Here is a 20,509-nt window from a genome sequence, read left to right as displayed (position 1 = left end):
GCCGACCGAACCATCACTGACGCACCGGCGCCGCCACGAGCGGCCCGGTCCGTCCCCCGCCACCGAACCCGGGAGCCCGGATCATGCTGGACCATCGCCTCGACGAGGAATACGAACAACTGCGTCGCACCGTCGCCGAGTTCGCCAAGGACGTGATCGCGCCCGCGATCGGCGACCTGTACGAGAAGCACGAGTTCCCGTACACGATCATCCGCGAGATGGGCCGGATGGGCCTGTTCGGCCTGCCGTTCCCGGAGGAGTACGGCGGCATGGGCGGCGACTACCTCGCGCTCGGCCTGGTCCTGGAGGAGTTGGCCCGCGTCGACTCCTCCGTGGCGATCACCCTGGAGGCGGCCGTCTCGCTGGGCGCGATGCCCATCTACCGCTTCGGCACCGAGGAGCAGAAGCAGACCTGGCTGCCCAAGCTGACCAGCGGCGAGATGCTGGGCGCCTTCGGCCTGACCGAGCCCGGCGGCGGGTCCGACGCGGGCGCCACCCGCACCACGGCCCGTCTGGACGAGGCGACGGGGGAGTGGGTGATCAACGGAGGCAAGTGCTTCATCACCAACTCGGGCACCGACATCACCGGCTTCGTCACGGTCACCGCGGTCACCGGTACCAAGGGCGGCGGCGGCAAGGAGATCAGCACGATCATCGTGCCGGCGGGCACGAAGGGCTTCACCGTCGCACCGCCCTACTCCAAGGTCGGCTGGAACTGCTCGGACACCCGCGAGTTGTCGTTCACCGACGTGCGCGTCCCGGCGGAGAACCTGCTCGGCGAACGCGGGCGCGGCTACGCCCAGTTCCTGTCCATCCTGGACGAGGGCCGGGTCGCCATCGCGGCGCTGGCCACGGGGTTGGCCCAGGGCTGCGTGGACGAGTCGGTGCGCTATGCCGGTGAGCGCGAGGCGTTCGGCCGGCCGATCGGGGCCAACCAGGCGATCGCGTTCAAGCTCGCCGACATGGAACTGCGGGCGCACAACTCGCGGTTGGGCTGGCGGCACGCGGCCTCGCTGCTCGTGCACGGCGAGGGCTTCAAGAAGGAGGCCGCGCTGGCCAAGCTGTACAGCTCGGAGAGCGCGGTGGACAACGCCCGCGACGCCACCCAGATCCACGGCGGCTACGGCTTCATGAACGAGTTCCCGGTGGCCCGCTTCTGGCGCGACGCCAAGATCCTGGAGATCGGCGAGGGCACCAGCGAGGTCCAGCGCATGCTGATCGCGAGGGAGTTGGGCCTGCCCCGCTGAACCGACCGCCCGTTCGATCCGACGAACGCCCCGCCGTGACCCGCGGCGGGGCGTTCGTCGTGCCCGACCCGCCGACGCGGGACGTCCGCGCCCGCCCCGCGTCGGCGGCCGGCACACCGGTGACAAACGTCGTGGGCATCGCCGAGATCCGAGCACCACGCTGATCCCAAGCGCGCCACAGGGTCGGGGCGCGTCCCCCGGCCGTCGCACGCCCGGTGGTGGGGAGGGTCAGCACGCTCGGAGAGGAATGAGCAGATGCCGGAGACGGAAACAGTGGAGCAAAGTCGGGGGCCGTCCAACGCGGCCGACGCGGCCGACGCGGCCGGCGGAGACGACGCCGTGCTCGGGCGCTTCTTCCGGGTGGGCATCAGCGGGCTGATGCTCGGCATGTTCCTCGCCATGCTCGACAGCCTGATCATCGCCACCTCACTGCCCACCATCGTCGGTGATCTGGGCGGTCTGGATCACCTCTCCTGGGTGATCACGGCCTATCTGCTCGCCACCGCGGCATCCACGGCGATCTGGGGCAAGCTCGGCGACCTGTACGGCCGCAAGCGGGTCTTCATGGTGTCGATCACCCTCTTCCTCGCCGGGTCGATCCTCTCCGGAGCGGCGCAGGACATGGCCCAGCTCATCGGCTTCCGAGCCCTGCAAGGGCTGGGCGGCGGTGGGCTGATGGTCGGGGCCATGGCGATCATCGGCGAGCTGGTGCCGCCCCGGCAGAGCGGCAAGATCCAGGGCATGATGGCGGTGATGATGCCGGCCGCCTTCGTGGGCGGCCCGCTGATCGGCGGTTTCCTCACCGATCACTTCGACTGGCGCTGGGTGTTCTACGTCAACGTGCCCATCGGGATCGTGGCCCTGATCCTCACCGGCCTGTTCATCCACACCGCGACCCCGACCGCCCGAGCGAAGATCGACTATGTCGGCACCGGGCTGCTGACCGTCGGCATCGTGGCGCTGAACCTGCTGACGAGTTGGGCCGGCACGGAGTACGCGTGGGGCTCGTTCCAAATCGTCGGCCTCGCGCTCGTCTCGCTCGTGGCGCCGGTCGCCTTCGGGTACGTCCAGCGGCGGGTGGACGAGCCGCTGATGCCGCCGCGCATGTTCCGCGACCGGAACTTCGTCATCGCCCAACTGCTCGCCTTCCTCAGCGGCGCCGCCATGTTCACGGCGACCAACTTCCTGCCGCAGTACACCCAGTTCGCCCGGGATGCCTCGTCGACGAAGGGCGGCCTGCTGCTCCTGCCGATGATGCTGGGCATGGTGGACATGATGGTCGTCGCCGCGATCATCGTCGCCAAGCGGGGCAGGTACCGGATCTTCCCGATCCTCGGCGGCGCGCTGATCACGGTCGGAATGTTGCTCCTGCTGATCCTGGAGTCCGGCACGAACACCCTGGTCGGCTCCCTGCTCACCGCCGTCATCGGGCTGGGCGTGGGATGCCTGGTCCAGAACACGGTGGTGATCACCATGAACAGCGTGGAAGTGCGCGACATGGGCGCGGCGAACGGCGCGAACACGCTGGCCCGGCTCATCGGCGCCTCGCTGGGTGTGGCGCTGCTCGGTGTGCTGTTCACCCGTTCCGTCGAGGACACGATCGCGGACCGGCTCGGAGCATCCGGCGGAGGCGGTGCGCCGGTGGACGACAACCTGACCCCGGAGCGGTTGCGTGCGCTGCCCGCGCCGGTACGGGACGCCTTCGCCGACGGGATGACCAGCGGGCTGCACGCGGTCGCGATCGGCGGCGCGGTGATCGGAGTCCTCACCATCGCGGCCGCCTGGTTGATTCGTGAGGTGCCGCTGCGAGACACCAACGCGAAGGCCGCCGAGGGCGGTGAGCCGGAGAACGCCGGAGCCGGGACGGACGGGGCTCGGTGCGAAGCCGCCCCCGCGGCCGGTTCGCGAATGGCCCCGAACCCCGAGGCGCTGTCCGGGACGGCGCCCGTGTCCCGGCCAGTACGCTGAGCCCGGCCGCCCGGACCGTTGGAGGAGTACTCGCGTGATCAGGGTTCTGCTGGCCGACGATCAGGCCCTGGTGCGTGGTGCACTCGTCTCGATGCTCCGTCTGGAGTCGGACATCGAGGTCGTCGCCGAGGTCGGCAGCGGGGACGAGGTCGGCCCCGCCGCGCTGCGTACCCGTCCGGACGTGGCGCTGATGGACGTGCAGATGCCCGGCAAGGACGGCCTGACCGCGGCGGCCGAACTCGGCGAGCTGCTGCCGTCCTGCAAGGTCGTCGTGTGCACGACGTTCGGCCGTCCCGGATACCTGACCCGGGCCATGGCGGCGGGCGCGGTCGGGTTCGTCGTCAAGGACGCGCCGCCCGAACACCTCGTCGACGCGGTGCGCCGGGCCGCGGCGGGGCTGCGGGTCATCGACCCCGGCCTCGCGTCGGAGGCCCGGCACTCGGGCACCAGCCCGCTCACGGGTCGGGAACGGCAGGTACTCGCCCAGGCCCTCGACGGCGGCACGATCACCGACATCGCACAGGTGCTGCACCTGTCCGAGGGGACCGTGCGCAACCACGTCTCGTCCGCGATGGCCAAGACCACGGCCAGGACCCGTGCCGAGGCGGCCCGCATCGCGGAGGGATACGGCTGGCTCTGAGGCGCGGCGCCGACGGCGACGTGGGAGAGGCGAGTGGGGGTGGGAGCACAATGGCTCGTCACACGCATCATGGACATGCGCTTCCGGAAGGCCGGCTTGTGAACGTCGAATCGACGCGCTTCGGACCTCGGCAGTGGCCCGTCGAGGGACAGGGCGTGGGAGCGTGGCAGCAGTCCGGACCGGCCCGGCTGCGGGGGCACGTTTTGGTGGTGCTCCTCATCGTCCTGGTGCCGCTCGTCACCGTGCACATGGACGGGGGGAGATCGGCGGGGCTGCGCCGGCCGCTGCTGGTCGCGGATCTCGTGCTCTACGCGGGGAGCTTCCTGGTCGTCACACACGTCGGGCAGCGGCAATCGCGGTGGCGGCGTTCCCTGATGGTCGGCTGGCTCCTCGTGGTGGGTTCGGCCCTGCCGGTCGTCACGGGAGATGTCACGATGCTGGTCCACCTCGCCTACGCGATCGTGGCGGCGGTCGTGCTGCTGCCGGCCCGGGCGAGCCGATTGGTCGGGCTCGGGGTCGCGTCGGCCCAGGTGATCGCCACCCGGGTGGTCGACGGCCGGGTCGACTGGGACGGGACCTGGCTGCTGGTGCTGCTGACGTTGTCGTTCTCGTCGTTGTTCCTGCTCGCCCGGGTCGTCTCGCAGTTGAGCGCCGCCCGGGCGGTCATTGCCCACCAGTCGGTGGTGGACGAGCGGAATCGGCTGGCCAGGGATCTGCACGACGTGCTGGGACACACGGTGGCCACGATCGCGCTCAAGGGGGGCGTCGCGCGCAGGATGCTGGAGAGCGACGTGGACCGGGACTCCGTACGAACGGAGGTCCGGGACATCGAGGAACTGTCCCGCAAGGCGATGCGGGAGATCCGCAGCACGATCTTCGACACGCGGTCGGTGTCCCTGGACGACGAGTTGGCGAACGCCGCACTGGCGCTGCGCGCCGCCGGGATCTCCGCGACCGTGCCCGGGACGGGCGACGTGGTGCGTTTCGAACTGCGCGACGTGTTCGCCCATGTGCTCCGCGAAGGGGTGACCAACGTGATCAAGCACAGCCGGGCCCGGCGGTGCGAGGTGCGGTTCGGCGAGACGTGGCTGGAAGTCGAGGACGACGGCAACGGGCGGATCTTCGCCAAGGACGCCTGGGCGGCGGAAGCGGGTGGCGGCTACGGCCTGTTGGGCCTGGCCGAGCGGCTGCGCGCGGTCGGGGGGAATCTCACGACGGGCCGGGTACGCACGGGCGGCTTCCTGCTGCGGGCCGAGGTGGAGAACCGGCCCGCGCGCCCGCCGGCGGCGGCCTGACGCTCGACGGCTCGACCGACGACCCGGCGCCCACCGCCTCGGTGGCGCCCCTCCGGCTCGTCCTCGCCCTTGACGGAGCCGTTCAGCGTGGCCTGTACGCCGGCCTGGAACTCGACGACGTGGTGGACCGGAGGGCCGGTCCACCCGGTCCACCCGGATCGGCCCTCCGGTCGCGGGTCAGTGGTCGGGCGTCGGCCGGCTTCGGCGTGCTCCGGCCAGGACGGAGTCGAGGAGCCCGGGGAAGAGATTGTCCAGGTCGTCGCGGCGCACCCGGACCAGCCGGGTCCGGCCTTCGATGGTCGTCCAGGTGACGCCGGCTTCGCGCAGCACCCGGTAGTGGTGGGACAACGTCGTCTGGTGGACGTCGAGTTCCTCGCCGGCCGCAGAGCAGTTGTCCGGGCCCGTACGGTCGAGCCGCTGCACGAGTTCGAGCCGCACGGGATCGCCGAGCGCCCGCAACACGTCCACGAGCCGGATGGCCTCCCGAGTCGGCTGTGACACCTCGCGCATCGTCCGCCTCCTGCTCGTGCCGCTCTCGCTGCCGCCGACGCTGCCCCTGCCGCTCATCGCGTCGGGTCGAGCCTATCCGACACATTGATACATGGACAAGCATCCATGTGTTGCCTACGCTGCCGACTCGTCAGTTCTTGCGATCCGCCGCACCGCACCGGAAGGCAGCGCCGCCCCATGTTCAAACGACTCGCGCCATTGGCCCTGGCGACCTTCGCCGTCGGCACCGACAGCTACGTCATCGCCGGTCTGCTCCCGTCCATCGCCGACGATCTGGACGTCTCCACGCCCGCCGCCGGGCAGTTGGTCACGGTCTTCGCCCTGGTCCTCGCCGCGTCGGCACCCGTCATGGCGGCGGTGGCGGGGGCGCTGGACCGACGTATGGCCCTGCTCGTCGCACTCGGCGTGTTCGTCGCCGGCAACGCCCTCACCGCGGTCGGCACCGGCTACGAGGTGGTCATGGCCGCCCGCGTCCTCACCGCGATCGGTGCCGGCACGATCACCTCGACCGCGTCCAGTACGGCCGCCGCCATCGTCGAGCCCGAACGCCGAGGCCGGGCACTGGCGTTCGTCCTCGGCGGCCTGACCCTCGCCACCGCCGTCGGGCTGCCGCTGGGAACGTTGATCGGCCGCACCGACTGGCGCATCACCCTGTGGGCCGTAGCCGGACTCGGCCTGCTCGCCGCGGTCGGTGTGGCGCTCGGCGTGCCGAAGGTGGTCCTGCCGGCGGCGTCACTGGCCGACCGCCTGCGCCCGCTGCGGCAGCGTCGTGTGCTGAGCCTGCTGGCGATCACGGCGATGACGTTCCTGGCCTCGTACACGCTCTACACATACATCGCACCCGCACTGGACGCCGCCACCAACGGCTCCGACGCTCGGCTGACCCTGATCCTGACGGCCTGGGGCACCGGCACCCTGGCCGGCAACCTCACAGCCGGCCGCCTGGTGGACCGCCGTGACCCCACGCGAGTTCTCACCGTCGCACTCGCGCTGGGCACGGTCGTCCTGGCCCTGACGCCCATCGCGGTACAAACCCTGGCCGGGGCAATGGTGTGGGCCGTGATCTGGGGCGGGGCGGTCGGCATCATCGTCGTCCCCCAACAACACCGTCTGATCGCCCTGCACCCCACGGCCGCACCGGTACTCCTGGGCCTCAACTCCTGCGCCATCTACACCGGAATCGCGTTGGGCGGCGCCCTCGGCGGCCTGGCCCAACAGTGGCCCGCCCTCACGCCGCCCCGACTCGGCTACCCGGCAGCCATCCTCACCGCCGCCACGCTGCTCCACCACCTGGCAGCCGTACGCCGCACCCGGGCCTCGGCCCGCGCCCTCGCTCCCGCGACACCGCCACGGGACGAGCACCGGGCCACCATCTGAGGGGCCGTGGGCCGGTCGAGCCCAGGTGAGGACGCGCTGTCGAGGACCACCCGCCCCGCCACCGGTCGATCCAAGGCGGGGCGGACGCGGGTCGCTCAGCGATGCGAGTCGAGGAACGCGGCCCATGCTTCAGCGCGGGTCCGGACGATCGGCGATTCACCGACCTTGCTGTCGCGAACGCCGACAGCGCCGGTCAACGGCGCGACCTCGACACAGTCACCACCTTGGTTTCCGCTGTAGCTACTCTTCCGCCACGTCCCCGTGGCGATGCGCTCCCTGGTCATAGGTCTCCCGTGATCCGTTCGATGAGTTCGATCGACTCCGCTGCCCGAAGGGCCTGCGTCTGGATCCTTCCATGCCGCTGCGCGATGATGGCAGCCTGCGTGGCGTCTGTTGCCCATACGCCGCCGACCTGCCCTTCGATGTAGACCAGATCACGCCCGTCGTACGTCCGGATCAGAATCATCGGGCCTTCGAGCCCGCTGTGCTCGACGACGTCGATGGGCATCACCTGGATCGTCACATTGCGCATGTCGGCCACTTCGGCGATGTGCTTCAACTGCTCTCGAAGCACGGGTTTTCCGCCGATCGGCCTCCGGATCGCAATCTCCTCGATGACGAAGCTCACCACCGGCTGCGGCTTGCGGGTCAGGAGAACCTGTCGTTCGATGCGAGCGGCGACCAGCCGTTCGACATCCTCGTCGTCCAACGGAGGAACACTGGCACCGATGACGGCACGCGCGTAATCCTCGGTTTGCAGCAGGCCGGGAATGGCGAGCGCGTTATAGGAATAGAGACTGACACAACTGACTTCCAGTTCCGCGTACTCGGCGAACTGGCCCGGGAACAGCGGGCTCGCAAGTTGCTCGATGACGGCGGTCAACATGTCGTCGGCGTTGAGAAGTTCGTCGAGCGTCCGGATGGTGTCCGGGTGGGGAGTACGGACTCCGCGCTCCCAAGACTCGATGGTGAACCGGCTGTTGCCGATTGCGGCGCCGAGCTGGGCGGGGTCGAGTCCTGCCCTCCTGCGCAGGTGACGCAGCTGAGCGCCGAACATCTTTGCGGCCGGGTTGGGTCTTCCGTCCACTACTTGCGCCTCCGGAGTACGGGCCGGTACGGGCGAGGGTCTTGGCTGTACGAACGTGTACGTGTGCTGCATGACTGCGTGGGGCGGGCGTATACGCACTGTGCATGCACAATTACTGGCCACCGTAGATGCTTGGCGGCAAGCTCGTGGCCATGACAGAAATTCGCCACCCGATTGCGGCGCTGACACCCTCACGTGCGGCGGAGGCCCACATGACCGCCGTGACCCCGTCCGGTGACGAGGTTCGTCTGATCCGGATCACCACGCCCGGTCGTGAACCCCTGGACGTCACGCGGGCGGAACCGACCGCTCTGGTGCATGAGTCGCGGATGTATCCGATGCGGACCCTCCCGGCGCCGTCGGTCGGGCGCGGATTGGACTCGGGCGGCTGAGCCACGCCCGACGCCGCCCGCTCCGACTGTTTCCTGCGGGCGGCACCCCCGGCCCTGCGGCCACCGGCGCGACCGCGGGGCCGGGGGCTTGATCCCTTGTCCGGCCGGGCGCCTGAAGACCCCCGCACGCCCGGCCGGACAAGGCCCAGTGGAACCGCCCGCCGACCCATCGCCGAAAGCAGCTTCGTGTATCCGCCGTTTCTCGCCCGCCTCACCGCAACCGCCCGCACCGTGGCCGCCTTCAGGGTCAGTGGCCCGACCCCGCCACCACCTCACTGCGCCGGCAGCGTGCCCACCGCCGCTGCTGTCGCGCCGCCGGGGATGTGCTGCGGGCCGCCGTTGCCGATGCGCACCGATTCGGCATATCGACGGAGACCATCGCTCGCGCCACCGGGTTCTCCCCGGGCTACGTGCGGATGATCGCGCACCGTGCGCGTGCCGAAGCACCCGCCCTCGCCCCCGTCGTCCCATTCCACACCCGAGGAGAAATCATGACCGGCACACCCCCATGGGCCGTCGGCGAACACCTCTGGCGCAAGGTCGACCACCACGAACGACGTCACCACCTCGGCACCATCACCCGCATCTGGCACGACGGTGACCGGTGGATGGTCGAATACGCGTACGGCGCCCTCGGCGACAGGATCACCACCGCGCTCGCCGCCGAGATGTACCGCGAAGGCCCGATGACCCGACCCGTCTGACCCCGACGAGACAGGCGCGTTCCTCGGCAGGGCCGGACGGCGAGAGCCAGGTCCGTCCCACGCCGCCCGCGTCGGCTCACGGCTCACAAGGTCATGGATGCGTCGGTCCGACCTGCGGCCGACCGCAGAGGTGGAACAGTTCGGGCGATGTTCGCCCGCCGCTCGGCGTCACCCGCGCTCGCGATCACGTCGATCCCGGCCAACGCGCCCGCGTCCGACTCCTTCGCGCGGCGCACCGTGAAGTCGCCGAAGTCCATTGCGTTCATGAGCCCATGCTGTCAGCGTGCCCCGCACGCCGATCACACCGATCATGCCGAGCACGCACCGAAACGACAGCGGGCGCCGGACGGGAGAAACCGCTCCCGTCCGGCGCCCATGCGAACTGCCCTGCCCTGCCTAGCTCTTCGTGGCCATCGCGCGCAGGAAGAAGGTCAGATTGGCGGGGCGTTCGGCGAGTCGGCGCATGAAGTAGCCGTACCATTCGGCGCCGTAGGGAAGGTAGATCCGCATCAGATCGCCCTGTTCGACGATCCGGGTCTGCTCCTCGGGGCGGATGCCGTAGAGCATCTGGAACTCGAAGCTGCCGGGCGCCCGCTCCGCCCGATCCGCCAGGTGCCTCGCGATGGCGATCAGGCGCGGGTCGTGCGAGGCCACCATCGGGTAGCCCTTGCCCTCCATCAGGATCCGCAGGCAGCGCACGTAGGACCGGTCCACGTCGCCCTTGTCCTGGAACGCGACCGACTCCGGCTCCTGATAGGCGCCCTTGCACAACCGCACCCGCGAGCCCTCGTAGGCCAGGTCCCGGCAGTCCTGCTCGGTGCGCCGCAGGTAGGCCTGGAGCACCGCGCCCACCCACGGGAAGTCCACGCGCAATTCGCGCAGGATGCCCAGGGTCGAGTCGGTCGTGGTGTGGTCCTCCATGTCCAGGGTGACCGTGGTGCCCACCCGCGCGGCGGCGGTACAGATCCGCCGGGCGTTCTCCAGCGCGGTCCGCTCGCCGATGCCGGGCAGGAACTGGCCCACCGCGGACAGCTTGACCGACACTTCGGCGTCGCGGGCCAGGCCGGTCTCGCCGAGCGTGTCGAGCAGCGCGTCGTACGCGTCCACCGTGGCGTCCGCCTGCGCGCGGTCGGTGGTGTCCTCGCCGAGGTGATCGAGCGTCACCTTGCGCCCGGTCCCGACGAGTTCGCGGGTGACCCGGACGGCGTCGTCGAGCACGTCGCCCGCGACGAAGCGGTCCACGATGGCCCGGGTCGGCGGCAGGTGCTCGACCAGGGAGCGGGTCCGCGGCGAGCGGGCCGCCGCGAGGATGGGGCTGCGGAGCATCTTCTTCTCCCGATGTACCGGTGGGGTGGGGTCAGCCCATGTGCGGGTAGCGGTGGTCCGTCGCCGGGACGAACGTCTCCTTGATCGAGCGTGAGCTGATCCAGCGGGTGAGGTTCTGCATCGCGCCGGCCTTGTCGTTGGTGCCCGACGCGCGCCCGCCGCCGAACGGCTGCTGCCCCACGACCGCGCCGGTGGGTCGGTCGTTGATGTAGAAGTTGCCCGCCGCGAACCGCAACACGTGCGCGGTGTGCGCGATGACCTCGCGGTCCCGGGCGATGATCGCGCCGGTCAGGCCGTACGCGGAGACCGACTCCATCTGGGCCAGCATCATGTCGTAGGCGTCGTCCTCGTACACGTGCACGGCCAGGATCGGGCCGAAGTACTCGTCCTTGAAGATCTCGTGGTCGGCGTTCGCGGAGACCAGCACGGTCGGGCGGACGAACCAGCCGACACTGTCGTCGTAGGTCCCGCCGGCCGCGACCTCCACCGTCTCGTCGGCGTGCGCCCGGTCGATCGCGCCCTTGTTCTTGGCGAACGCGCGCTCGTCGATCACCGCGCCCAGGAAGTGGCTCAGGTCGGTCGGGTCGCCCATCGACAGGCCGTCGACGGTGGCCAGGAAGTCGGCCTTGAAGTCGGACTCCCACAGCGAGCGCGGGATGTAGGCGCGCGAGGCGGCCGAGCACTTCTGGCCCTGGTACTCGAACGCGCCGCGAACGAGGGCGGTGCGCAGCACGTCGGGGTCGGCGCTGGGGTGGGCGACCACGAAGTCCTTGCCGCCGGTCTCGCCGACGATCCTCGGGTAGGTGCGGTAGTTCGCGATGTTCTCGCCGACCGTGCGCCACAGGTGCTGGAAGGTGGCGGTGGAGCCGGTGAAGTGGATGCCCGCCAGGTCCGGGTGGCGCAGCGCCACCTCGGAGACCGCGATCCCGTCGCCGGTGACCAGGTTGATCACGCCCGGGGGCAGCCCGGCCTCTTCGAGCAGTTCCATCAGCAGTACGGCCGAGAAGGTCTGCGTCGGCGACGGCTTCCAGACCACGACGTTGCCCATCAGGGCGGGCGCGGTGGGCAGGTTGCCCGCGATGGCGGTGAAGTTGAACGGGGTGATCGCGTAGACGAAGCCTTCGAGCGGCCGGTGGTCGGTGCGGTTCCACACGCCCGGGCTGCTGATCGGCTGTTCGGCCAGCGCACGGCGGGCGAAGTGCACGTTGAAGCGCCAGAAGTCGATCAGCTCGCACGAGGAGTCGATCTCCGCCTGCTGGGCGTTCTTGCCCTGGCCCAGCATGGTCGCCGCGGCCAGCGTCTCGCGCCACGGGCCGGCGAGCAGGTCGGCGGCCTTGAGGAAGATCGCCGCGCGGTCGTCGAAGGACAGGTCCCGCCAGGCCGGCGCGGCGGCGAGGGCCGCGTCGACGGCGTCCTGCGCGTCGGCGGTGTCCGCGTGCGCGAAGGTGCCCAGGCGCGCGCTGTGGTTGTGCGGCTGGACCACGTCCTCGCGCTTGCCGGCGCCCATGCGCCGCTTGCCGCCGATGGTCATGGGGAGGTCGATCGGGGCCGCGGCCAGTTCCGCGAGCTTCGCTTCGAGGCGCGCCCGCGCGGGCGTGCCGGGGGCGTAGTCGTGTACCGGCTCGTTGACCGGGGCGGGAACCTGGGTCACAGCGTCCAAGACGGCGCTCCTGTTCGGTGATCTGCGGCGGTGTGCGGCCGTGTGCGGACACGGATCTCGCGCTCAACGGTAGGCCGCGACCGCCGTCGGGTGTTTATCCGATCGGTTAAACTCGAAACTCCCCGCTTGGCCCATCGGCCAATGTCTGCCGAATCCACGAAGGGGCCGAACGTGCCCGAATCCGCCGTCCCGCTGCGCGAACTGCTCGCCGCCCTCGGCGGCCCGGTCGGCGACGGCCCGATCCGGGTCGCGGCGGCGGCCGGCGGCCTGGAGGCGGCGGTTCGGCACGTGTCGATCCTCGATCCGGAGGAGGAGCCGCACGTGATGCCGGGCGATCTGCTGCTCGCGGTCGGCCTGCGCGGCCGGGCGGCGGCCGGCACGGTGCGGGCGGCGGGCGCGGCCGGCGCGACGGCGATCGCGGTCAAGGGGGAGAGCGCGGCGCTGCGCGAGGTGGCCGACGCGGCGGGCGTGGTGCTGCTGTCGGTGCGCCCCGAGGCCCGCTGGGAACAGGTGGCCGCGCTCGCGCACGCCGCCCTCGACGAGCGGCCCGACGCCGAACCGCCCGATGGCGGCGACCTGTTCTCGCTCGCCCAGACGACCGCGATGCTCACCGGCGGCGGGGTGAGCATCGAGGACAGCGCCAACCGGGTGCTGGCCTACTCGCGGGCCACCGGGCCGGACGAGGCCGACGAGTTGCGGCGGTTGTCCATCCTGGGGTGGCAGGGGCCGGAGGAGTACATGGCCCGGCTGCGCGACTGGGGCGTGTTCCACCGGCTGCGCACCACCACGCAGGTGGTCGCCGTGGAGGAGCGGCCCGACCTGGGCATCCGGCGCCGGCTCGCGGTCGGGGTGCACGCCGGTGGGCGGTGGCTGGGCACGATCTGGGTCCAGGAGGGCCGCCGGCCGCTCGCCGATCGGGCCGAGGAGGTGCTGGTCGGCGCGGCGCGGGTGGCCACGCTGCATCTGGTGCGCCGACGCGCCAGGTCGGCCGCCGAGGCCGGGCCGACCCGGGAGAGCGTGGCCGGCCTGCTCGGCGGCTCGATCGCGGCTCGGGCCGCCGCCGCGCAACTCGGCCTGGACCCGGTGCGACCGGTGCTCGTGCTCGGCTTCGCGGTGCGGGCGGACGTACCCGACGAGTCGGCGCAGGAGCTGGCCCGGACCGAACTGGCGAACCTGGTCTCGGTGTACGCGGCGGCGCGACACAGCCACGCCCGGGTCGCGCCGCTGGGTCCGAGGGTCTACGTGCTGCTGTCCGCGCCGCCGACCGAGACGGTCGCGCTCGGCTGGGCGCACGAGATCGCCGCCGCCGCGCACGGCCACCTCGACCTGGTGGTGCGCGGCGCGGTCGGCGATCCGGCGCCGAGCCTGGCCCGTACCGTCGCGGCCCGGGAGTCGGCCGACCGGGTCCTGGACGCGATGGCGACCGGCGGGGTGTCGGCCGAGGTCGCGGCGCTGTCGCAGGTGCGTCCGCAGGTGCTGCACGGGGAGGTCCAGGCGCTGCTGGCCGAGCACCGGGAGATCCGCGACCCGCGCCTGATCGCGCTGCGGGCGCACGACGGCGAGCACGACACGGAGTACGCGGACTCGGTGCTGGCCTGGCTGGACGCGCTGGGCGATGTGCGCGCCGCCGCCGCGGCGCTGCACATCCACCCGAACACGCTGCGCTACCGGATCCGCCGGGCGGGCGAGTTGACCGGCCTGGACTGGGCCGACCCGAAGACCCGCCTGCTCGCCGCGCTCCTGCTGCGCCTGCCGGGGTGACCCGGCGCCCGGGCCGCCCGGCGGAGGCGGTTCAGACGTTGATGCCCAACTCGGAGAGCAGGTCCAGGCTCACGTACTCGCCGCCGGTTCGCGCCGCCGGCCCGTCGCACAACTCCAGCGTGGCGGAGACCATCTGGTCCATCGTCTCGATCTGATCGGGCCGCAACTGCCCGCCGACCAACTCCTCGGCGCCCTCGCTGAGTACCGCGGCCCGGGGCTCGATCGTGTTCACCCGGATCCCGGTCCCGTACAGCTCCGCCGCCAGCGCGTTGGTGATCCTGTTCAGCGCCGCCTTGGACGCCCCGTACACCGCGCTCTTGGTCCCGAGCACCCCCAAATCGAACGGCGGCCCCGCCCACGGCCGGGCGGTACCGCTGGTCACGTTGACGATCCAGCCCTCGCCACGCGTCGCCATGGCCGGCACCACGGCCTGACACAACTCCATCGGGGCCAGCACGTTCACCTCGAAGTGCAGCCGGGCGCGGCGTTGCGGGTACACCCGAAGCGAGGCGTACGAGGCCATCGCCGCGTTGTTGACCAGGATGTCGATCGGCCCGCCCAGCCCCTCCTCGGCGGCGGGCACGATCCTGGCCCGCTGCGTCTCGTCGGACAGGTCGGCCGGCACCACGGCGGTGCGGCGACCGTGCCGGGCGATCAGCGTCTCGGTCCGCTCCAACGACCCCGCCAGATTCCCCTGCCGCACGGTACGCGCGGTCACCGCCACATCGGCTCCCTCGGCCGCGAGCCGCACCGCCAACGCCGCCCCGATTCCCCTGCTGGCCCCGGTGATCAATGCCCTACGTCCCTCGAACCGCTTGGCCACGGCGTCCCTCCCCTGATCCGGACAACTGCCTGCCACCATCCTCACAACAGTGGACTAGGTCAACCATCAGAACGCGAAATCCCACCCCTTGGGGGTCGGGACGGGGCACGACGCGCAACGCGAAGCGGCTTCCCCGGCGGGACGGCGTGCGGGGCCGGGGCGGCGGGAGGGCGGCGGAGGTCGGCGCCGATGGGCTCAGCGGGGGATGTCCACCGGGGGCAATACGTCGGCCGTGGCGGTGAAGCGGGCCGGGGTGGCGAAAGTCGTGTCGGTGGGCGGGGGTTCGCGGTGGTCTTCGGCGGTGGTGGAGCGGCGCAGGACGACCAGGGTCGTGATCGGTGGGGGTGGGGCGTCCCGGGGGAGGAAGCGTTGCTCGGCGACGCCCGCGAATGCCTCGCGGGCCGTGGTGGACGGGTCGGGGGCGGCGTACTCCAGGATGTCGGCGCCCAGGCGGCGGCCGGTGTTGCGCAGGTGCAGGTAGGCGGTGGTGCATGCCTCGCGGTCGGGGGCGCCCGTGGCCGCCGCCAACGCGCGTTCGTAGGCGGCGTGTACCTCGGGTGGCGTGGCGGCCGGGGTGATTCCGAGGACGTCGTACGGCGAGGGTTCGGCTGCGGGCATGATCCGGGCTCCGGGGGATCGGGGTGCGGTGCGCGGTGGGTGTGGTTTCGGTGGGATGCGGTGCGGCTTCGTCGTGCGATGGGGCGCGAGGGCGCCGTGGCGCGGGCGGTGTCAGTAGTAACCGTGGATTCGGGAGCGGACCTCGTCCAGGATCTCCCGGGTGCCGTCCGTCGGGTGGTACTCGTGGGCCCGCTCCAGGTGTACGAGCGCGGTGTGGTTGTGGCCCATGTTCGCCTGGCGTACCCCCTCGTTGTGCAGCGCGAGTGCCAGGAGGCGGGTGTTCTCCGGGGTCGACTCGACCGCCTCCAGCGTGCGGATCGCGTCCTGGTAGCGCTCCTCGCCCAGGTACACCGCCACCAGCGCGTCCCGCAGCCTCGGCTCCTCGTGCTCGCGCAGCGCCGCCGACAGCACCTCGATCGCATCGTACGCACGGCCCTTGGCCAGCAGGTCGTAGCCCCAGTCGACGGCCACCACCACCCACGCCTCGCGCAGCGTGTCGATCTCCAGGCCGCCGCCGATCTCCTGCCGCAACAACCTCTCCGCGACCTCGTAGTGCCGCGCGTAGTAGTGGTTGAACGCCAGCGCCCGGCGGGTGGGCGGGTCGTCGCCGTAGTGCCGGGCCTCCTCCAGGAGCGTGATCGCCCGGTCGAAGTCCTCGTCCCGCTCGCTCGCCCCCGCCGTCTCCACCAGCAGCGCGGCCACCCGCCGGCGGGCCTCGGCGGCCACGGAGTCGGTCCCGCCGTCGGGGTCGGCCAGCGCGATGGCCTCGGCCATCGCCGCCACCGCCCGCTCACGCGCACCCCCGCGCAGCGCCAGCCGCTCCGCGCTCAGGAACAGCGAGTTGGTCAGCCCGATCCGGCTCGCCTCGCCCGGATCCAGCGCGAACGCCTCGCGCATCGCCCCGACCGCCTCGGCCGCCGCCGCGGCGGTGTCGGCCGCCAGCAACTCCATCACCAGCCCGCGCAACGCGGCGCCCGCCAGCGCCCGGGTCGCCGGGTCCGCCGGGGTCAGCTCCAGCGCCTGCCGCACCAGCGCGATCGCGTCCCGATGCCGCCTGCCCTCGTGCGCCCGCCGGGCCAGTCGCGCGTACGCCCCGGCCAACTCCCCGCGCAGGCCCGGCCCGTCGGGAGCCAGCGCCCACGCGCGCTCCAACAGCCGCGCGGCCTCGTCCTCTTCGGCCGGCGCGGCGGCGAGTACCGCCTTGGCGGCGCGAATTCCCACCTCCGCCGCCAACTCGGTCGCCTCCGCCGGGATCGGCGCGGCCTGCTCCAGACACCCCAGCGCCTGCGCCCACTCCCCGCGCCCGCCCAGATCCCGCGCCCGGACCAGGTGCGCCCGGGCCAACAGCGCGGCCACCCCCGGTGTCGCGTCCGGCCCGGCCAGGCCCGCGAGACCGGTCAGCCCCGCCACCGCCTCGTCGAAGCGGCCCACGTCGATCAGGTGGTGGTACATCCCCAACGGCCCGAGCAGGTCGCCGGTGTGCGGATCGGCGGCGGCGCGCACCGTCTCGGCCAACGCCCGACCCGCGTCCGAGCCGTGTTCCGGATCGGCCACCCGGGCCAGGAACAGCGGCCCGCACACGATCGGCGCCGGCGCCGGATCCAGCGCCGCCACCCGCTCGGTCGCGGCCACCTCCCACGCCCAGTGCCGGTCCAGCCTGCGATACAGCGCGGCCACCGAGCCCTCGCTGTGCGCGGCGCGCTCGCGCAACTCCCGACACACCCGCTCGATCTGCTCCTGCCGCGCGGTGTGGATCTGCTCGGCGGAGATCTCCCGCCCGGTCCGCGCCTCCAGGTCGATCCAAAACCTCGGGCTGTACAACACCGTCGCCCACGTCCCGCAGACCAGCCGCCACAGCCCGGTGGTGTGCCCCGCGTCGCCCGCCTGCCCGGCGCGCAGCGCGGACAGCGCCAGGCATTGCAGGTTGCGTACATCCGTCGGGTCGATCCGCTCCGACTCGAGGCGGATCTCGATCGACGCCTCGTGCCTGCCGGCCAGGGCGTGGGCGAGCGCCTGCCACGAGCGCAGCAGCGGTCGGGCCCGGCGCACCTCCGGCAACTCCGGCACCAGCCGCGCGGCGCGCTCCACGTCCGCCGACGCGGCGACCAGGTCCTCGCTGTGCGCCGCGGCCCGGTGCAGATACACCCGGGCCGCGATCAACCGGCCCTCGTCGCTCGCCATCGGCCCGGCCAACAACCGCTCCAGACCGGCAAGGGCCGCGTCGTGATCGCCCCGCTGCGCCCGCAGCAGCGCCAGCAGGTGATGCGCGGCCGCCCGCCCACCGTCGCCCGCCCACCGCGTCGCCTCGGCCTCCGCCACCGCCCCCGTGCCCGCCAGGTGCGCACAGGACGCCAGCGCCGCCAGGACCGCATCCACGCAACTCCCGCAGCGGGCCGGCAACGCGGCCCCCAGGACGCCGTGTTCGGCGCAATACGCCCGCCCGCACTGCCCACACCCCGCCCGCGCCGAAGCCGTGCACCGCGCCGCCTCGCACACCGCCGCCCGCGGCTCCGGCTCGACCGGACCGGGCACCACCAGCGCCTGCCGGTACGCCTCCGCCGCGTCCGCCCACCGCCGGCCCCGCGCGGCGTGCATCCCGCGCACCGCCCACGCCGCCGGCTCCGCCTCGACCAGCGCGCCCAGCGACACCGTGCCCGCGCCGAGCGCCAGCCGGGCCAGCGGCGCCAGATGGCCCACCCGCGGGTCGGCCAGCGGATCCAGCGCCGCCGACAACCGCACCGCAAGCGCCGGCTCGCCCGCGTACAACGCGGCGACCGCCAGGTGCAGCCGGACCCGGCGATCACCCGGGACCAGCGCCGCCGCCGCGCCCAGCCGATCCCGGGCGGCGGCCAACTGCGCGCCCCCGTCCCGGCCGAACCGCAACAACTCGGCGCCCTCGCGGAACAACGTCTCGGCCAGCGCGGTCCGGTAGCCGTCGTGCTCGGGAAACGCGTCCCGACAGGCCTGCCAGTGCTCCCGGGCGAGCGCGTGGTCCCCGGCGGCCAGCGCCGCCCGGGCCAGCAGATCGCGCGCGGTGGCCACGTTGTGCGCGCGTATCGCGTCGTTGACCCCGCCCGGCGCGGCCCACAACTCGTCCGCTCGCTCCACCCGACCCTGCCGGGCGTAGCCCAGGGCCAGATGGAAGCGGGCCGACCCGGTCGGCTCGCCGCGCACCCGCCCCAGCACCTCGACGCCGTCCGCGATCCGCCCCGCCGCGATCCGGGCCGCCCCCAGGCGCACCACGGCCGGCGTCCAGTCCGGCCGGCGCGCCAACCCGTGCTCGTACGCCTCCGCCGCGCCCTCGTGCTCGCCCGCGTGCTCCCGGACCAACCCCAGCCCGAACCGGGCCGGCGCGTAGTCCGGGTCGAGCCGCACGGCGGTCTCGAACGCGCCCCTCGCGGTGGCCCATTCGTCCTCCACGACGGCCAACTGCCCGCGCGCGTAGTGGGCCCGGGCGTCGCGCGGCGCGGCGGCCACCGCGGCGTCCGCGTCGGCCCGCGCCGCGCCGAGGTCGCCCTCCTCGCGATAGGCGATGCCACGGAAGAGCAACGCCTCCGCGACCAACGGCGAATCGTCGTCCGCCCGGTCCAACACCCGCCAGAACGAGGCGATCGCGTCCTGCCGCAACTCGCGCCGCAGCCGCACACAGGCCTGCCGGTGGTGGGCGATCGCGCTGTCGTCGCCCGCCTCGATCGCGGCCGAGAACGCCGCGTCGGCCGCCGCCGGTTCGCCCGCCGCGCTGTACGCCCGGGCCAACAGGTGGTGCTGCGCCGCATCCCGCTCCGGCACCGCGGCCAGGTGCGGGATCGCCCGCCCCGCCTCGCCCTGCTCGAACAGCGCCCGGCCCAGGCCGAATCGGGCCCGGGCATGGCCCGGCTCGACCGCCACCACCCGCTCGAAACAGGGCGCCGCCGCGACGAAGTCGCCGTCCTCGTCGTGGAGCGTGCCCAGGATCAGGTTGGCCGCGACATGCCGGGGCCGGCCGGCCACCACGCGGCGCAACACCGGGATGGCGGCGGCCCGTTGCCCCCGGGCCAGTGCCAGGTCGACGAACTCCATCTGCACGTCGACGTGTTCGGGCATCAACTCGCAGGCACGGCGCAGCGGCTCGAACGCGGCGTCGTCGTGGCCGAGCGCGTGCTGCGCCCGGCCCAGGCCGAGCCAGGCCTGGGCGTGGGTGGGGGCGAGCGTGCAGGTGCGGGTGAGCAGGCCGACGGCGGCCTCCAGGGCGGCGACGCGCTGCGCCTTGTCGGCGGGCGTGCGGCGCAGGTGGGTCAGCGCCATCGCGTACAGCACCTCGGGCCGCTCCGGCTCGATGGTCAACGAACGCTCGAACGCGGCGAGCGCCTCGTCCGGTCGGCCCGCGTCGCGGTGCAGCCGGCCCAGCTCGTACCCGGTGGCCGCGCGCGGCACCAGCCGGTCGGCCCGCTCGAACGCGGCGATCGCCTCGGCGCCGCGGCCCAGGTCGCGCAGCGCGCACGCGCGGGCGTACACCGCCCACTCCAGCCGCGGCGCGCCCGCCTCGATCCGCGCCGCCAGCGCCTCCACCGCGATCAGCTCGGCCTCGGACGCCCCGGCGGCGACCACACACCGGGCCTCCAGGAAGTCGTAGGCGGCATGGTCGGGGTCGGTGTCGGTGCGGGTGACCAGGTCGACGCACAAGGCGATCTCCAGCGGCCCCGGATCGGCCCGCCGGGTCGCGTCGGCCGCGGTCAGCTCCAGTGCGCCGGGCGGCAGCGTGGTCAGCGCGAACGCGGCCCGGAACGCGGCGAGCGCGTCGGCCGGGCGCCCCTGGCGGCTCGCCACCTCGCCGAGGCCGATCAGGGCCCGGCCCCGGGTCGCGGCGAGGCCGGTCGGCGCGCCCGGTTTGCCGAGCGCGTCCGCGACGCGTCGATAGCCGCGATCGGCCGCGGCGAGCCGGCCCGCCCGATGCGCCCCCTCGGCCTGGGCCAACAGCGTGTCGGCGCGCGCCGCCACGGAGGCGGGCCGGCGCCGGAATCCGAACCACATCAGCGCGGCCACCAGGGCGAGGAGGGCCGCGACGGCGGCGAGCAGCGGGACCGTCATCGGGCGGCCCGCGGGGCATGCCGAACTTCGTCGA

General features: G+C 72.8%; 18 protein-coding genes. 8 read left to right on the top strand and 10 right to left on the bottom strand.

What is annotated here, in order from left to right; genetic code table 11:
- The first annotated feature begins 83 nt into the window (after nt 1–83).
- The 4 genes from B4N89_RS04830 to B4N89_RS04815 all read left to right on the top strand — a co-directional run bounded on the left by B4N89_RS04830 (nt 84) and on the right by B4N89_RS04815 (nt 5,150).
- Nucleotides 84–1,247, top strand: coding sequence for an acyl-CoA dehydrogenase family protein (locus B4N89_RS04830; RefSeq protein WP_201260784.1), 1,164 nt, complete (start codon nt 84–86; stop codon nt 1,245–1,247).
- 255 nt (nt 1,248–1,502) lie between these two features.
- Nucleotides 1,503–3,215 carry an MDR family MFS transporter gene (locus B4N89_RS04825; protein ID WP_078974617.1) on the top strand — a complete coding sequence of 571 codons (1,713 nt, stop codon included), beginning with the start codon at nt 1,503–1,505 and terminating at the stop codon, nt 3,213–3,215.
- 34 nt (nt 3,216–3,249) lie between these two features.
- Nucleotides 3,250–3,855 carry a response regulator transcription factor gene (locus B4N89_RS04820; RefSeq protein ID WP_078974616.1) on the top strand — a complete coding sequence of 202 codons (606 nt, stop codon included), beginning with the start codon at nt 3,250–3,252 and terminating at the stop codon, nt 3,853–3,855.
- A gap of 155 nt (nt 3,856–4,010) precedes the next feature.
- The gene (locus B4N89_RS04815; RefSeq protein ID WP_161500621.1) at nt 4,011–5,150 is read left to right on the top strand and encodes a sensor histidine kinase; all 1,140 of its coding nucleotides are present in this window, start codon (nt 4,011–4,013) and stop codon (nt 5,148–5,150) included.
- Between the two features lie 177 nt (nt 5,151–5,327).
- On the opposite strand, the gene B4N89_RS04810 is transcribed toward B4N89_RS04815, so the two are convergent.
- Entirely contained in the window at nt 5,328–5,660 is a 333-nt protein-coding gene (locus B4N89_RS04810) for an ArsR/SmtB family transcription factor (protein ID WP_078974614.1), read from the bottom strand.
- Nucleotides 5,661–5,837: 177 nt separating this feature from the next.
- Between B4N89_RS04810 and B4N89_RS04805 the strand changes: the two genes are divergently transcribed.
- Complete coding sequence (locus B4N89_RS04805; RefSeq protein ID WP_078974613.1) at nt 5,838–7,037, top strand: MFS transporter; 1,200 nt, start codon at nt 5,838–5,840, stop codon at nt 7,035–7,037.
- Between the two features lie 95 nt (nt 7,038–7,132).
- On the opposite strand, the gene B4N89_RS04800 is transcribed toward B4N89_RS04805, so the two are convergent.
- Entirely contained in the window at nt 7,133–7,321 is a 189-nt protein-coding gene (locus B4N89_RS04800; protein WP_078974612.1) for a DUF397 domain-containing protein, read from the bottom strand.
- Nucleotides 7,318–8,124 (bottom strand): helix-turn-helix domain-containing protein, encoded by an 807-nt coding sequence (locus B4N89_RS04795; RefSeq protein WP_161500620.1) that lies wholly within the window; start codon nt 8,122–8,124, stop codon nt 7,318–7,320. The genes B4N89_RS04800 and B4N89_RS04795 overlap by 4 nt, the downstream gene beginning before the upstream one ends.
- A 212-nt stretch (nt 8,125–8,336) precedes the next feature.
- Here B4N89_RS04795 and B4N89_RS04790 point away from each other — a divergent pair, with 212 nt between their 5' ends.
- Nucleotides 8,337–8,516, top strand: a complete 180-nt coding sequence (locus B4N89_RS04790; protein ID WP_078974610.1) for a hypothetical protein — start codon at nt 8,337–8,339, stop codon at nt 8,514–8,516.
- 272 nt (nt 8,517–8,788) lie between these two features.
- Here B4N89_RS04790 and B4N89_RS48865 read toward each other — a convergent pair whose 3' ends face one another.
- Nucleotides 8,789–8,992, bottom strand: coding sequence for a hypothetical protein (locus tag B4N89_RS48865; protein ID WP_143657841.1), 204 nt, complete (start codon nt 8,990–8,992; stop codon nt 8,789–8,791).
- Nucleotides 8,993–9,007: 15 nt separating this feature from the next.
- Between B4N89_RS48865 and B4N89_RS48860 the strand changes: the two genes are divergently transcribed.
- Entirely contained in the window at nt 9,008–9,220 is a 213-nt protein-coding gene (locus B4N89_RS48860) for a hypothetical protein (RefSeq protein WP_143657840.1), read from the top strand.
- Nucleotides 9,221–9,303: 83 nt separating this feature from the next.
- Here the strand turns inward: B4N89_RS48860 and B4N89_RS04780 are convergent, their stop codons facing one another.
- The 3 genes from B4N89_RS04780 to pruA all read right to left on the bottom strand — a co-directional run bounded on the left by B4N89_RS04780 (nt 9,304) and on the right by pruA (nt 12,206).
- Nucleotides 9,304–9,486 carry a hypothetical protein gene (locus tag B4N89_RS04780; RefSeq protein WP_078974608.1) on the bottom strand — a complete coding sequence of 61 codons (183 nt, stop codon included), beginning with the start codon at nt 9,484–9,486 and terminating at the stop codon, nt 9,304–9,306.
- 130 nt (nt 9,487–9,616) lie between these two features.
- Nucleotides 9,617–10,546 carry a proline dehydrogenase family protein gene (locus tag B4N89_RS04775; RefSeq protein ID WP_078974607.1) on the bottom strand — a complete coding sequence of 310 codons (930 nt, stop codon included), beginning with the start codon at nt 10,544–10,546 and terminating at the stop codon, nt 9,617–9,619.
- A 31-nt stretch (nt 10,547–10,577) separates the two neighbouring features.
- Nucleotides 10,578–12,206 carry an L-glutamate gamma-semialdehyde dehydrogenase gene (gene pruA / locus B4N89_RS04770; RefSeq protein WP_078974606.1) on the bottom strand — a complete coding sequence of 543 codons (1,629 nt, stop codon included), beginning with the start codon at nt 12,204–12,206 and terminating at the stop codon, nt 10,578–10,580.
- A gap of 171 nt (nt 12,207–12,377) precedes the next feature.
- Here pruA and B4N89_RS04765 point away from each other — a divergent pair, with 171 nt between their 5' ends.
- Entirely contained in the window at nt 12,378–13,967 is a 1,590-nt protein-coding gene (locus tag B4N89_RS04765) for a PucR family transcriptional regulator (protein WP_078974605.1), read from the top strand.
- Nucleotides 13,968–13,998: 31 nt separating this feature from the next.
- Here B4N89_RS04765 and B4N89_RS04760 read toward each other — a convergent pair whose 3' ends face one another.
- The 3 genes from B4N89_RS04760 to B4N89_RS52525 form a co-directional block, all read right to left on the bottom strand.
- Nucleotides 13,999–14,790 carry an SDR family NAD(P)-dependent oxidoreductase gene (locus tag B4N89_RS04760; protein ID WP_235618468.1) on the bottom strand — a complete coding sequence of 264 codons (792 nt, stop codon included), beginning with the start codon at nt 14,788–14,790 and terminating at the stop codon, nt 13,999–14,001.
- Between the two features lie 195 nt (nt 14,791–14,985).
- On the bottom strand, nt 14,986–15,408 hold the full coding sequence (locus B4N89_RS04755) for a hypothetical protein (RefSeq protein WP_078974603.1): 423 nt from the start codon (nt 15,406–15,408) through the stop codon (nt 14,986–14,988).
- A 111-nt stretch (nt 15,409–15,519) separates the two neighbouring features.
- The gene (locus B4N89_RS52525; RefSeq protein ID WP_078974602.1) at nt 15,520–20,475 is read right to left on the bottom strand and encodes a tetratricopeptide repeat protein; all 4,956 of its coding nucleotides are present in this window, start codon (nt 20,473–20,475) and stop codon (nt 15,520–15,522) included.
- Nucleotides 20,476–20,509: the final 34 nt, after the last annotated feature.

The organism is Embleya scabrispora, from assembly GCF_002024165.1.
GTDB lineage: Bacteria > Actinomycetota > Actinomycetes > Streptomycetales > Streptomycetaceae > Embleya > Embleya scabrispora_A.
Note: the sequence above shows the minus strand (reverse complement) of the source record. Positions and strands in the feature narration are given on the sequence as shown.

What these genes read in the sequence shown, in the direction of transcription:
- B4N89_RS04830 (WP_201260784.1), top strand. Translation starts at nt 84, where the DNA reads ATGCTGGACCATCGCCTCGACGAGGAATACGAACAACTGCGTCGCACC.
- B4N89_RS04825 (WP_078974617.1), top strand. Translation starts at nt 1,503, where the DNA reads ATGCCGGAGACGGAAACAGTGGAGCAAAGTCGGGGGCCGTCCAACGCG.
- B4N89_RS04810 (WP_078974614.1), bottom strand. Translation starts at nt 5,660, where the DNA reads ATGCGCGAGGTGTCACAGCCGACTCGGGAGGCCATCCGGCTCGTGGAC.
- B4N89_RS04805 (WP_078974613.1), top strand. Translation starts at nt 5,838, where the DNA reads ATGTTCAAACGACTCGCGCCATTGGCCCTGGCGACCTTCGCCGTCGGC.
- B4N89_RS04800 (WP_078974612.1), bottom strand. Translation starts at nt 7,321, where the DNA reads ATGACCAGGGAGCGCATCGCCACGGGGACGTGGCGGAAGAGTAGCTAC.
- B4N89_RS04790 (WP_078974610.1), top strand. Translation starts at nt 8,337, where the DNA reads ATGACCGCCGTGACCCCGTCCGGTGACGAGGTTCGTCTGATCCGGATC.
- B4N89_RS48860 (WP_143657840.1), top strand. Translation starts at nt 9,008, where the DNA reads ATGACCGGCACACCCCCATGGGCCGTCGGCGAACACCTCTGGCGCAAG.
- B4N89_RS04780 (WP_078974608.1), bottom strand. Translation starts at nt 9,486, where the DNA reads ATGAACGCAATGGACTTCGGCGACTTCACGGTGCGCCGCGCGAAGGAG.
- B4N89_RS04775 (WP_078974607.1), bottom strand. Translation starts at nt 10,546, where the DNA reads ATGCTCCGCAGCCCCATCCTCGCGGCGGCCCGCTCGCCGCGGACCCGC.
- B4N89_RS04755 (WP_078974603.1), bottom strand. Translation starts at nt 15,408, where the DNA reads ATGCCCGCAGCCGAACCCTCGCCGTACGACGTCCTCGGAATCACCCCG.
- B4N89_RS52525 (WP_078974602.1), bottom strand. Translation starts at nt 20,475, where the DNA reads ATGACGGTCCCGCTGCTCGCCGCCGTCGCGGCCCTCCTCGCCCTGGTG.